The organism is Cupriavidus sp. 8B (assembly GCF_054589115.1).
In genome coordinates, this window is record NZ_BAAILO010000370.1 from 19,764 (window position 1) to 33,044 (window position 13,281).

10 protein-coding genes and 2 pseudogenes are annotated in these 13,281 nt (G+C 61.6%); 4 read left to right on the top strand and 8 right to left on the bottom strand.

Translation table 11 applies throughout. The annotated features are described in order from the left end of the window. Positions 1-222: 222 nt before the first annotated feature. From ACYP5B_RS34425 to ACYP5B_RS34455, 7 genes are read right to left on the bottom strand one after another with little or no spacing between them, the layout of a single operon-like run. Positions 223-1,341 (bottom strand): DUF294 nucleotidyltransferase-like domain-containing protein, encoded by a 1,119-nt coding sequence (locus ACYP5B_RS34425; protein WP_459572611.1) that lies wholly within the window; start codon positions 1,339-1,341, stop codon positions 223-225. A 10-nt stretch (positions 1,342-1,351) separates the two neighbouring features. Continuing rightward, complete coding sequence (locus ACYP5B_RS34430) at positions 1,352-3,514, bottom strand: 3'-5' exonuclease (RefSeq protein WP_459572612.1); 2,163 nt, start codon at positions 3,512-3,514, stop codon at positions 1,352-1,354. Then, entirely contained in the window at positions 3,511-3,897 is a 387-nt protein-coding gene (locus ACYP5B_RS34435; RefSeq protein WP_459572613.1) for a response regulator transcription factor, read from the bottom strand. Before ACYP5B_RS34435 ends, ACYP5B_RS34430 begins: the two co-directional genes overlap by 4 nt. Then, the gene (locus ACYP5B_RS34440) at positions 3,894-6,647 is read right to left on the bottom strand and encodes an ATP-binding protein (RefSeq protein ID WP_459572615.1); all 2,754 of its coding nucleotides are present in this window, start codon (positions 6,645-6,647) and stop codon (positions 3,894-3,896) included. Before ACYP5B_RS34440 ends, ACYP5B_RS34435 begins: the two co-directional genes overlap by 4 nt. A 1-nt stretch (position 6,648) precedes the next feature. Next, positions 6,649-6,897, bottom strand: coding sequence for a hypothetical protein (locus ACYP5B_RS34445; RefSeq protein WP_318236597.1), 249 nt, complete (start codon positions 6,895-6,897; stop codon positions 6,649-6,651). Positions 6,898-6,934: 37 nt separating this feature from the next. Beyond that, positions 6,935-8,599, bottom strand: a complete 1,665-nt coding sequence (locus tag ACYP5B_RS34450; protein ID WP_459572616.1) for a cation acetate symporter — start codon at positions 8,597-8,599, stop codon at positions 6,935-6,937. After that, a complete protein-coding gene (locus ACYP5B_RS34455; RefSeq protein WP_459572617.1) occupies positions 8,599-8,904 on the bottom strand; it encodes a DUF485 domain-containing protein in 306 nt (101 codons plus the stop codon). Before ACYP5B_RS34455 ends, ACYP5B_RS34450 begins: the two co-directional genes overlap by 1 nt. A 405-nt stretch (positions 8,905-9,309) precedes the next feature. Here ACYP5B_RS34455 and ACYP5B_RS34460 point away from each other — a divergent pair, with 405 nt between their 5' ends. Both ACYP5B_RS34460 and ACYP5B_RS34465 read left to right on the top strand, forming a co-directional pair. Next, positions 9,310-9,522 carry a hypothetical protein gene (locus ACYP5B_RS34460; RefSeq protein ID WP_459572618.1) on the top strand — a complete coding sequence of 71 codons (213 nt, stop codon included), beginning with the start codon at positions 9,310-9,312 and terminating at the stop codon, positions 9,520-9,522. Between the two features lie 39 nt (positions 9,523-9,561). Next, positions 9,562-9,834 (top strand): annotated as a pseudogene (locus ACYP5B_RS34465) (MFS transporter); the annotation flags it as partial. 650 nt (positions 9,835-10,484) lie between these two features. Here ACYP5B_RS34465 and ACYP5B_RS34470 read toward each other — a convergent pair. Then, positions 10,485-11,555, bottom strand: a complete 1,071-nt coding sequence (locus tag ACYP5B_RS34470; RefSeq protein ID WP_459572619.1) for a porin — start codon at positions 11,553-11,555, stop codon at positions 10,485-10,487. A gap of 655 nt (positions 11,556-12,210) precedes the next feature. Between ACYP5B_RS34470 and ACYP5B_RS34475 the strand changes: the two are divergent. Then, positions 12,211-12,300 (top strand): annotated as a pseudogene (locus tag ACYP5B_RS34475) (NADPH-dependent FMN reductase); the annotation flags it as partial. 87 nt (positions 12,301-12,387) lie between these two features. Further along, positions 12,388-12,630, top strand: a complete 243-nt coding sequence (locus tag ACYP5B_RS34480) for a hypothetical protein (protein ID WP_459572620.1) — start codon at positions 12,388-12,390, stop codon at positions 12,628-12,630. Positions 12,631-13,281: the final 651 nt, after the last annotated feature.

Sequence of the window (13,281 nt, forward strand, 5' to 3'; positions counted from 1 at the left end):
TGTGCCGCAAGATCTGCGGGCGGCGGGAACAGGCGGTGTTCGTGGAGAACCGATTCAATGGATTGCATTTCTTACTCCTGCATGCATATTGCGCATGGGGCCACGCCGCGCCATCCGCTGCCTCACTCTTTGAGACAAGAGGCTCAAGGCATTCGCTAAACGGTGCACGCAATCGCCTTTGAAGTCGGTACGCTGCCGTACCCGGTGCCGGCTCCGGCGGGATCAGATGCCCTGGCGGGAGTCCAGGTAATCCAGTGCCAGGTGCTTTTGCAATGCACGGGCCTGGCGCAAGGCGTCGAGCAATGCGCGCCGCTCGCCCGCCTCCAGTTCGTTCGGGGCCACATGATTGTGCATGGCCATGCCGCGTTCGAAGCAGCGCTGCTGTGTCTTCAGGCGCAACATCTGGATGCAATCGAAAGCGAGGATCCACGCTTGCACATCCTGCGGCTCCAGGCGTCCCGCCTCGCCGGCCCGCCTGAGGCGATCGGCCGTATTGCTGGCGCGGGCGCCGCAAGCCAGACCGTAGATGCGGGCCGCATCGATGAACAGCGTGGCGGCGTCCAGCTTCAGATCGATCGTTCCGGCGAACTCGCCGCTCTTTGGCACCACGAAGTCGCGCAGCAAGCCAAGCGGTACTTTGCGCCGCAGTGCATTCGCGGTCATCTGGAACAGGAAGCGCGGGTTGTCCGGCGCCATCTGCGCGAGCCAACCCGTCAACGCCTGTGCCAGATCGTCGGCGCCGTAAAGCGGCCGCAAGTCGAAGAAGATAGTGGCGTTAAGCAACGCCAGCGGATCACCTTCAATGATCCAGCTCGCGAAGCGCTCCCGCCATTCATGAAGGTCGAGGCACCACTGCGGATTGCTCGCCATGATCTGGCCGGTGCACAGCGGGAACCCGCAAGCATCGAGCGCTTCGTTAATGCGCAGCGCCAGCGGCAGCATCCGGCCGCGCATTGCCTCTGCGCCGCCGCTGCCCGCCAGGATCATCCCGTTGTCCTGGTCGCTCGACAGCGTCTGTTCCTGGCGGCCTTCGCTGCCGAGGGCGATCCAGCACCAGCGCGTGCTCCCCATATCCTCCCCGGCACAAGCGAGATCGACCACGCGCCGCGTCAACGCATCGTTGAGCGTCGAGATGAGCCGGGTAAGCGGCTCCGCTGCCGCCTGGCCCGCCACGCGATGCCATAGCGATCGAATCTCCGCGGCTGCCCGCTGCAGCCCACCCTCGTCCTGCGCGCCAGCGATGCGGAGCCTGGCCCCCTCGATGTCGCGCGTGAACGCGCCGGCCTCGACGCCGGTCGGGTCGAATGCGGCGTCGGGATGGATCGTGGGCGGATCACTCATGGACGATTCCTCAGTACCGGATCCGCGCATAGTGGGTCTGTTGCGCGGCATCGCGTGCCTCCTTCAGGGTGCAGATGCCTATTTCCGCGAGCAAGGGGGTCATCTTGAGAAAGACCTCGCCGGTGACGATCGCGTCGCCCAGCGCGGTATGGCGGCCGATAATCGCCACGCCGAGACGGCCGGCGATCGCCTCCAGCGTGTGCTCAGCCTGATGGGGGTGGATCACTTGCGATAGCAGCAGCGTATCGAGGACCGGCTGCGTGAAGGCCGTGCCGGTTCTTGCCTCCAGCATTTGCAGGAACTTCATGTCGAACGCGGCGTTATGCGCGACAAGCACGGTGTCAGCGGCGAAACGGTGGAACTGCGGTAGCACGGTTTCGATCGGTGGCTGGCCATTGAGCATGGCGTGCGTGATGCCGTGAATCGCAATCGACCCGGCACTCAATGCGCCACGCGGCTGGATCAGCTGGTCGAAGCTCTCCCGCTGCAGCAGACGGCCATTGACGATGCGCAAGGCGCCGATGGAGATGATCTCATCGCCGGCGGCAGGATCCAGCCCTGTGGTCTCGGTATCGAACACCGTGTAGTTGAGTTTCGAGAGCTGGCATTGGTCGATCTCGGCGCTCTGTCCCGGCCGGTGGAACAAGTCGAAATCGTAGAATTCCGGGCGGCCTTCCTGTGCCGGCGGGATGTCCAGCGCCGACCCGGGCTCGGAGACCGGCAGCATCAGACGGTAGCGAGCGACATCAGGCGACTCCCCGGCGGAACACACTGCCTCGCCGCCTTGACGCGCGATAAGGGCGCTCAGCGAAAGCGCTGCGCCGGCCGCGTTGATCGGCAACGGCGCGTTCTCCCACACCCGCAGCGTGTCGGCGGTCAGCGGCGTGCCGCGCCAGGTGAGATCGAGATAGGCCAGCCGGCCGGCACGATATAGCCCGAAGTGCAACTCGGTGACGCTGGCTTCGGTGGCGAGCCGCTGCGCAAGATAGGCCAGCGCCTGGGTCAATGCGTAGCTGTCCACCTTGAGCCACAACGTGGCGTCGACCGTATCGCTGGTGGCGACGCTGAGCGAGGGGCTGCCGATTCGTCGCAGCAGCAGCGCGAGCAGATCGGCGCCGCGCATCTCTTCGAGTTCCTGATGGCTGTCCATCCCTGCGCCGCGCTGATCCACGGCACGGCCGATCTGGTGCACCAGGCGCTGCGATTCGTCGTCGATGATGCCGGTGAGCTGGGTTCGCTTCGCAGCGCTCATTTCCGGGTACGCCTGGATGGCTTCCACCGCCGTACGGATATTCGCCAGCGTGGCGCGCGCATCTTGCGTGAGCGACTGCAGCAACGCGTCGCGGCGGCTGTCGGCCTCAACGTTGCGGGTGATGTCTTCCAACGTGAGCACGAAGCCATTGAGGGCGTGCGCGCTGTCGAACACGGGCGCCATGTGCGCGCGCACGATCTGGCCCTGCGCGAGCGTGGCGACAAATCCGGATACGGGTCTCGCCGCGCCGTCCCCGCTGTCCCGGAGTTGCTGCTGGATCTGCTCCAGCGCATGCAGGATGAGCCCACGCTCGATCGCGCCGAACACAGAACGGCCCAGCCCGATTGCCGCCATGCCAGCCGCAGGCGCGCCGCCCCGGCCGGTCCCGAGCAACTGCCTGGCGCTGTCGTTGTAGAGCAGTATTCGCCCTTCGATATTGCAGACCAGCACGCTCAAGGCAAGCTCCGCCATGAGCGCGGCGAGGCGGTTCTTTTCTTCGGCCAGCGCGCGGTTCGCCAGCTCGATTTTCTGCTGCACGCTGTCGTGCAGCGTCTGATGGGAAGCTGCCAGCAGGTTGAGCTTCTTGACGAGGATGCGCACGCCGCGCGCGCCCTGTGGCGCGATGCGGTGGCCAGGGTTGGCCGCAAGCAGCGCGGCGTCTTCGGCCAGGCGCGCGACCGGCGTCAGGTAAGCGTCGAACAACACTTTCAGGCCAAAGCCCAACGCTAGCAGCAGCAGCGCCGCGAGCACAATCCATAGCGCACCGCGCTGCAACACCAGCGCGCTTAACCACGCGCGCTGCGCCTCCGGCAGATCGATTGCAAGCGGTAAGAGAATCGCGCCGACGACAAGTAGCTGCAGCAGGAAGAGCAGCGCCAATGTCACGCCAAAACGGTATCGCGCAATCCACTTTTGAATCATTCGAGGTCTCTCTGACAGCTCGCGAGCAATGCGCTCACCTGCTCGACCAGCGCCTTGGTGGAAAACGGCTTGGTGATATACGCATTAGCGCCCAGCGCGAGGCCCTTGGTCACCTCCAGGTCTCGTCCCTTCGCCGAGAGCATGATCACCTTGACCCGATCCCACGCTTTGTTTTCCCGGATCTTCTGGCAGACCTCGAAGCCGCTACGCAGCGGGAGCATGATGTCGAGCAGAACAAGATCGGGCTGGAACGCGGTCATCTGCGCCAAGGCTGCCTCCCCATCGCGTGCGATGCCAACTTCGTAGCCGCTTTGCTGCATCAGGAATTCCAGGGAGATGACGATGTTCGGCTCGTCGTCGACGATGAGGACTTTGTGGGTCATGACGTTGTCTCCGGTGCCTTTGGCAGCGGCAGCGTGAATACGAACACCGCGCCGCTATCTGGCGTCGTTTCCAGCCACAGCTTACCGCCGAAATGACGGATGATTTCCCGGCTGATCGGCAATCCTAGCCCGGTGCCCTGGGGCTTGCCCGCCAGCCTGTCGCCGCCCTGGCGGAACTTGTCGAAGATAAGCTCCCGGTCCTGCGGACGCACGCCGCAACCGTTGTCTCGCACCGCAACACGCAAATCGCCGCCCACCGCCTCCAGGCTCACCGCGACGCGGCCGTCCACCCGGTCGCAGAACTTCACCGCATTCGACAGCAGGTTGAGCATCACCTGCATCAGCCGGTCGGGGTCGGCCAGTAGCCGGGGGACCTGCGGGGGCAACTGCAACTCAAGCTGAATGCGTTGATCCAGGAACAGTTGCCGGGTGGCGTCCACCGCATCCTGGATCACCTGTTTCAAGTCTAGCGGTACGGTGTGCCATTCGGTGCTACCGGATTCGATCTTGGCTAGGTCGAGCACGTTGTTGATGAGGCGTGTGAGGCGCTCGCTTTCCTTGATCACAATGTCGAGGTATGCGCTGCGTTTGGCAGCGGCAAGATCGGGATGGTCGCGCAGGATTTCCGAGAACGCACGGATTGACGTCAGTGGCGTGCGCAGCTCGTGGGTCACGGTGGAAATAAAGTCGTCCTTCATGTGGTCGAGTTCGGTGAGCCGCACGTTGGCTGCCTTGAGTCCGGCCGACACTGTCTCGAGCTCAAGCGATTTCTGTTCCAGCTGCCGGCTGTAGGCGACCGCTTGCGAGGTCTCATCCAGTATCGCCATGACCTCGTCCAGGCCGAGCGGTTGCTCATTCACGGCAGAGGCGATCATTGCCCGCGCCGATGCGGTGCCAATAGCGCCGGCCAACTGGATCTCCGCGAAATGCACCAGGTCGGCGTCGGCGGACAGCGCGTTCGCCCTGCCTTGCTCACGGAATCGCGCGTAGGCTTCATCGGCACGCGCGGCGCCAAGGAAACGCCGCAACAACGCGAGTACCGTAGCGGCCGAAGCGCTGCCGCGCCACACATGGGATCCCAGCGCGCTGCCGCTGCGCGCGTAGGCATCGACGAACAGGACGGCCTGCACCCCCTCCCCCGCGCTTTGCGTAGTCGTGAGCGACACACCGACATAGCCGCCGACGTTCGCCAGCATGCTCCAGAACAGCGCATGCGAGACTGGGTCCAGGCCGCCCAGGCCAAACAGCTGCCGCGGCCTTAGCCACCCTATGCAGAACGGCCCGTATTCGACAAAGCTGGCCGGCAGCCAGCCGGACTGCGCGAACGATGGCAGCAGGAGCGTGTATGCCCAGAGCAGGAAGCCGGCGCCCAGCCCGACCAGCGCGCCTTGCCGCGTGCCGTTTTTCCAGTAGATGGCGCCCAGCATCGCCGGCGCGAACTGCGCAACGGCCGCGAACGAAATCAAGCCAATCGAAACCAACGCGTAGGCTTCGCCGGCCACGCGGAAGTAGGCGTAGCCAAGCATCATCAATAGCACGATTGCCGCGCGCCTGATGGTGAGCAGCAGCGCGCTGATATCTGCGCGATGGCCAAACCGCAGCGGCTTAAGGCGCAGCAGCAACGGCATCACCAGGTCATTGCAGACCATGGTGCTGAGTGCGATGGTCTCGACAATGACCATGCCGGTGGCCGCCGACAGCCCGCCGATAAACACCAGGAGCGTGAGCGCCGGGGACCGTTCCCGCATGGGCAGGGCTAGCACGAACATATCCGGGTCGACTTCGCCACCCGGGAAGTGCAGGATCCCCGCGAAGGCGATGGGCAGGACAAAGACATTGATGGCCAGGAGATACAAAGGCAATAGCCAGATGGCCTTCTTCAGGTGGTTTTCGTCGATGTTCTCGACCACCGCGATCTGGAACTGGCGCGGCAGGAGCAGCATCGAGAACATCGACAGCACGATCAGCGAGGCCCATGAGCCAAAGGTTACGTTGCCGGCACCCGCCGCATTGCCATTCAACGTCAGGAGCGCTTTCAGGGCTGGCACCGCCTCGGCACGCCCGAACAGATCCCCGAAGCCGTCGTAGATGCCAAAGGTGACAAATGCCCCCACGGCAAGGAACGCCACCAGCTTTACCAGCGATTCGAAGGCGATCGCGGCGACCATGCCCTCATGGCGTTCTGCCGCATCGAGGTGACGGGTGCCAAACAGGATGGTGAACATCGCCAGCATCAGCGCGAGGTACAGCGTCGTGTCCGACCAGATCGGCCCTGTTTCGCCGCCCCGCATGCCGACGCCGGGGGAATGCACCAGCACCGCGACACTTGCCGAGACGGCCTTCAGCTGCAGCGCGATATAGGGCACTATGCCTACCACCGACACCAAGGTGACAAGGCCGCCGAGCAGCGCGCTCTTGCCGTACCGGGAGGCAAGGAAGTCGGCAATCGAGGTGATGCGGTTGTTCTTGCTGATGCGAATGATCTTGCGCAGCAGGGTCCACCAGAGTGCCGCCATCAGCGTGGGACCGAGGTAGATGGGCAGGAAGCCGATGCCGCTGACGGCAGCCCGGCCGACGCTGCCATAGTATGTCCACGAGGTTGCGTAGACGGCCAGTGACAACGCATACAGGTATGGGCTGTTGATGATGCTGGCACCGGCATCTGCGCGCCTGTCGCCGTAGAACGCAATCGCAAACAACATGCCGAGATACGCGAACGACGCCAGCGCGATGACCCAGCCGTCCAGCATTTCAGTCCTCCGGCACGGGTGCCGAGGGGTCAGGCTGCGAGCGTCTTCTCCGCGGCGCTTTCTGTTCTGCCGTGAACGCCAGCAGGCCGATGAGCAACGCCCATGCGGCAAACAGGTAGCAGTACAACCGCGGGATGCCGAACCAGGTGAGCGTGTCGTTGAACAGCGCCAGCAATGGGTAGTTGAACATCAGCCAGCCCAGGGCAAACAGCGCGATCAGACGGTGCCCGAGAAGGGAACGGCGCAACATGAAACGTTCCTCAGTGACTTCAATGGCTTCAGTGGCTTCAGTGGCCGGAAGCACCCGATGCGCCGATGCCGGTTTCAGAGCGGATCTTCTGCGCCGGGTACCCTTCCCGGTCGATGCGGGCACGATCGCTGTGGTCCAGTATCGAGAACAGCCAGATGCCGACAAAACCCACGGTCATAGAAAACAGGGCGGGCGATGTGTAGGGAAAGATGGCATCCCTGTAGCCGAACACATCGACCCAGACCGACTTGGAGACAATGGTCAGGCCGACCGCGGTAATCAGGCCGAGAAAGCCGCCGATGGTCGCGCCGCGCGTCGTGCAGTCTTTCCAGAGCACAGCCATGAACAACACGGGGAAGGTCGCCGATGCCGCCACCGCGAAGGCCAGCGACACCATGAAGGCAATGTTCTGCTTCTCGAACGCGATCCCCAGAATCACCGCCACGATACCCAGTGCGACTGTCGTCACGCGCGATACGCGCAGTTCCTTGTCGCTGGCGGCCTTGCCTTTCTTGAACACGGTCGCGTAGAGATCATGCGACACCGCCGTAGCACCGGACAACGTCAGCCCCGCGACCACGGCAAGAATCGTGGCGAAGGCCACCGCAGAAATAAAGCCGAGGAAGACATTGCCTCCGACGGCATTCGCGAGGTGGATAGCCGCCATGTTGTTACCGCCCAGCAAGGCGCCAAGCGCGTCCTTGTACACCGGGTTGGTGCTGACCAGGACGATGGCGCCAAAGCCGATGATGAATGTGAGCAGGTAGAAGTAGGCGATCCAGGTCGTCGCCCAGAACACGGACTTGCGTGCTTCCTTGGCGCTTGGCACGGTGAAAAACCGCATCAGGATGTGCGGCAGGCCAGCAGTGCCAAACATCAGCGCCATGCCGAATGAAATGGCAGAGATCGGATCCTTGATGAAGGTGCCCGGGCCCATGATGGCGTCCTTCTTGGCGTGAATCTCAACCGCTTTGGCGAATAGCGCTTCGGGATTGAAATGGAACTGCGCCAGCACCATGATTGCCATGAAGCTCGCACCGGCAAGCAGCAGGCCGGCCTTGATGATCTGGACCCAGGTGGTCGCCGTCATGCCCCCAAACAGCACGTACACCATCATCAGGGTGCCGACGATCACCACGGCAATCCAGTACTCCAGGCCGAACAGCAGCTTGATCAACTGTCCGGCACCGACCATCTGGGCGATCAGGTAAAAGGCCACCACCACCAGCGTGCCCGAGGCCGCGAACACGCGGATCGGGGTCTGCTTGAAGCGATAGGCAGCCACGTCGGCAAAGGTAAAGCGACCGAGGTTTCGCAGGCGCTCGGCCATCAGGAAGGTGATAACGGGCCAGCCGACCAGGAAGCCGATCGAATAGATCAGGCCGTCATAGCCGTTCAGGTAAACCGCTGCCGATATCCCGAGAAAGGATGCCGCGGACATGTAGTCGCCTGCAATTGCCAGTCCGTTCTGGAATCCGGTGATGCCGCCGCCGGCCGTGTAGAAATCCGCCGCGGACTTTGTTTTGGCGGCAGCCCATTTCGTGATGAACAGGGTAAACACCACAAAGACAGCGAACATGGATATCGCCGTCCAGTTGGTTGGCTGCTTTTGCAATTGACCAAGATCGCCACCGGCTCCCCAGGCCGCGCCACCAAGGGCAAGCAGCATCAATGCGCATAGGATATGGCTCCGGGTCGACATTACAACACCTCCTTGCGAATCTGAGCCGTCAGGTCATCGAATTCGCCGTTGGCGCGCCGGACGTAGATGCCGGTGACGACCACAGTAAATACGATCACAAAGAGTCCGATCGGGATACCCCAGGTCATCACGCCATCGCCGATCCTGGTGGAAAGCAAGGTCTTGCCGAAGGCAACCAGAAGGATGTAGCCGTAGTACACGACCATCATCATTGCAGTGAGCACCCATCCGTAGGTGGAGCGGGTTGAAACCAGCCGCTGGTAGTTGGGATTGGACTGTATCCGTTGAACGAGATCCTCTTCCATGTCTTATCTCCTGTTCCTCGGATAAGAGGCCCCTATCCGTAGCCAGTCTTTGTGTCTCAAGTCCTATGTCTTTTGGTCTTATGTCGAACAGCGGCAACCATCAATGGCGATGTGCACGCGGCCCAAAGGCAAGTGCCTTAAGACGTATTTGCCTGGCAATCTCGCCCGCTGCATCTGGCAGGGTGCGAGTGATCGAAGGGCAATCATCGAAACGGTGCTCGCAATTGAGTGAGAAATCGGTACGGTTCCGTACCTGTTCGTCTACGCGTGGAAGGTTCCATGCGCCCGGCGTCCCAAGCTTCTGCACAACAGGCAATGCGACGAAGGCCCACCACGCATTTTCCGCATCGTCCGGTGAGAGAAGACGCTATCGTTGGCGTCCATGCCCGGTAGCGTACCGACGCGATGACGGTGTTCAAGTCGCCTCGTGGACGTTTCCCGCGGCGGCGCGCGAAGGCTGCTTGCCGATCCCCTCCCCAGGGAGAACTGGACGGAAAGCGCTACATCGATGTGGCGGACGATCACATCAGCGGCGCCGGCGCGGTGGGCGTATGGACCAAGGCGGACAGCGTGACCTTGTTCGACACCTTCTCATTTGGAACCGGCGGTACGAAATAGCACCGAGAAAAGACGTGAAACCAAAGATCGCGTACTGCGATGCAAACGCTTGTGGATCCGGCAGTGACCGCCGGCCAAGCTCGGCTCGCTCGCCTGGTACTGCCTGCAGGCGTCCATGCCAGCGCCTTGCCACTTCTCGTCGGCCGCGCCCTACGCGGCTTCTGTGACGGGTTCATCGCGGTCCCGCTGCCAGCGTACCCGCTCTCGCTCGGTTTCGCGCAACTGGCAGTGGGATTGATCAGCAGTGCAACCCTGATAGGCTCGGTATTGGCGACGATACTGGTGGGAGCCCTCGGCCATCGCTACCCACAGGCTTGGCGCTATACAAGACGATCGAAGCCAGATCCGGGCAGATAACATCAGTGCTAGGAACGGCGTTGGGGGAACGGCGACTCGTCCTGCTTTCAGCCTTGATGGAGAGGACGATCGATATCCTGGAAAATGAGACCGCCTTTCTGCCGGACTGATGGCAGGAACATGCTCTCGACGGCCACTTGCGCCAGGCCTGCGCGCCGCTCCGGCTAGAGCATACATCCAAGCGGTTCGCGCATGCGCGCAGCCGGCACCGCCAGGCTCGCCCTATTTTTCTTCATCCGCCACGGCTTTGTCACGTTGAGGGGAACGGATGCCCTGGGCGGGCGGTCAGCGCCTTCGCTCAGAAGGCACCAGACGGATTTTGGATAACGCGGTGAATAGACGCCACGCGTCGAATCCAGTGAAGTCTGTCCGTTGACAGCTTGATCTGTCAACTGGAGACACGCCAAGCCACAGACCATGGAATAGTGATTTCTCGCTGATTACATTACCGCAATTATCCTGTCAGTTTTCCTTCAACCTGGAAACCCTTTATTCTGACTCCCGGCACCGGACGAAAAAAAACCACCCCGAAGGGTGGCTGAAAGCAAACTTCCTGCAAGCAGGAAGTGCCGATATGATCGTAATTACGCCTTAAATCGAAAATTTCAGAACTTGTGGCGAATGCCCATGACAGCGCCAGTCTGATTATCTCCGGGCTGGACGCTGCCGGCCGGGCCGGACAGGGCGTTATACCCGTTCATGCCGAGCTGGGATCCCTTGCGGTTGGCGACGTAGCCCACAGTCAAATACACGTCCGTGCGCCTCGACAACGTATAGTCAGCCGACGCCACCAGCATCAGCGGGTCAGCGCCGGAGTTCTTGACGTCCGTGTAGTAGGCGGCGCCGGTCAGCGTCAGCGCCGGCGTAGCGGTGTATTTCAGGCCGGCCCAGTAGAGGTTGGAGCGGTTGACCGACAGGGTCCCTGCATTGCCATTGAACCAGCGCATGCCGGCGAAGGCCTTGGCCGGGCCAAAGGCATAGGTGCCGCCGACCAGGAAGCGCCGGTCCTTCAGGGCCTGCGTGGCCAGGCTCGAGCCCTGCAGTTCGTCGTACACCGCGCCGACCGAGAACGGGCCGGTCTCATACAACAGCGACAAGCCTATGTTGCGGTCGATGCGGAAGTTTCCCGGCACCTCGCCATTGTTGGTACGGCCGAAACTGTACAGCGCTGAGGTCGTCAGCCCGCCGAAGCGGCCGCTATACTTGACGGCGTTGTCAGCGCGGCCGGCCAGGATGGCGTCGCTGAGGAACAGCGAATACCTGTTCGCAATGGCCATCGGGTCCAGTTGCGCCGACATGTCATAAATGGGCGTGGTCTGCCGGCCCAGCGTCAGGGTGCCGTACTGGCTGCTGAGGCCCACAAACGAGGCGCGGTCGAACAGCTTGGATGTGTTGTTGTTGGCGCCGGTGTCAAGAGAAATGCCGCTCTCCAGGTTGAACAAGGCCTTCAGGCCACCGCCGAGATCCTCGACGCCGCGGATGCCCCAGCGGGAGGTCGACAAGTTGCCGGAACTCATGCGTACCAGGTTCTTGCCGCCGGAGGCCGACGGCGCATGGCTCAGGTATTCAATGCCGACGTCCGCCACACCGTACAGCGTGACGCTCGATTGCGCGTGCGCTGCCGACGCCGCCATCATGAACATCGCGGCCAGGGATAGGCCATGATTACGCTTCATTACTTCTCCTCTAGTTAAAGCAAACAACTTGCCAAAAACGAAGATGCGAGTATATGACCCTCAAGATTTCGGCTAGATGACGGTCGCATTACGGCGCGAATTTGTGTTGCGTTTTTACAAGTTACGAACAAATCCGCACATTGCCATGCGACGAAGCAACATGACAGTTTTGTAATAAAGCTATCGAAAAACAAATAATGACCACTCGACCGATCTGCGTGACCATTAGAAAGAAAAAAAAAGGGGGCCAACGGGCCACCACTTGTTGCGGATTTTTGAGAAGGTGATCAGTCGATTCGGTGAGCGCGATCAGGATAGGAAGGTGGTCCTGCGCGCAGGTGAATATGGTCGCCGCGTCGCTGCCGGCGCGGTGTATGTGACAAACTCGCACCCTGAGGACCCCACGGCACGGTAGGGTGCGGCAGATTGCAATCTCGTAATCGAATAGCCATCTAGCCGTTACCGTTGTCTGAATACTCTGCTCTCCACGTCGACGCTAACCTCGTTCTGCGGGACGCCACGCAATACCTCAACAAAGCAATTCTAATCACTGGGATCACAATCATGTTCTCCGGCATCTCCAGTGCCACTACTGGAGATACCGCTAGCGCGGATGCACCACAAGATGGCGGCAGTCGCGTAACCCGTAAGCGGTGCCAAAGGCGGCAAGTGGGCCAACAAGGTGGCGGCGGGCTTCACTAACGCGGCTTCGCGCTCGGGCGACAAGCTAGCCACGTTGCAGCAGACCCGCGCCAGACACACTGCGAAGCACAACGAAGGCATTGCCTTTGATCAGAGGTCCGCGGGACAACGGCCGCTTATGCTAAAGGGCGTGTACGAAGAGATCCGCGATGCCAACGGCAGCTTCGCCGACCTCTACGCCACCTCGCGCGAATACGCCCTGGGTGGCGCCTACCAGGCGGGCAGCGTGAAGGTTCGCCGGCTACAGCATGATACGCTCGGGGGGGGGGCCACGATAGCCACCGCCAATAACCCCACCGCCTCCAACAGGCCCGAACTCAATTGGCTGGGTGCAGCCTGGCCAGCCACTATTGCAGATCGCCATTTCGGCTAATGGCGCTCACTAATTCCGCCACTGTGGCAAATTAGGTGCCGTATGCGATCCCGGTGCTGCCGCTTGCCTATCGGGTTCCCGCAAAGCTATCCGCTTTGCGAAATGGCCCGGCTAGGGATTTCCCAGGGGAGCGAGTGCGCCCCGGCACACCGGCGCCCTCCCCTGCGTCTTGCGATTGTGGAGCCTGTGCGTTAGCCGTCCCGTCGAGATCTTCCTCATCCCATCCCCGGCGCCGGCCGGTCGGCACGAGCGCGAGGGAATTGGCTTCTCGTCACTGGCACGATATCAATCAGGGTTAATACCCGATTATGTTCCGTGGCTGGAACAGCATTGCCAAATCCGCAGCCTTGTTCGCTAAAACACCGAAATTTACACTCCGATTACTCCCCAAAGGATGATCCGCGTTGAGTCAGACCAAAAACCAATCGCGAAATAAGGTGACCCGTGTGCTTCTTTAGATAGTTTTCGACCGAAGCCCGTGCCAGGTGTACAGGATAAAAATAAATGTGGAAACGCTAATATGAAAATGATACGCGCCGCCCGAGTCCGGTTATTGCTGGTACCGATCCTGGCGGTCTGGGCCATGAACTCAAATGCCGAGTTCGATCTCCACCTCTTTGGACTGGTCGACGCCGGCGTCGACGTCGGCCG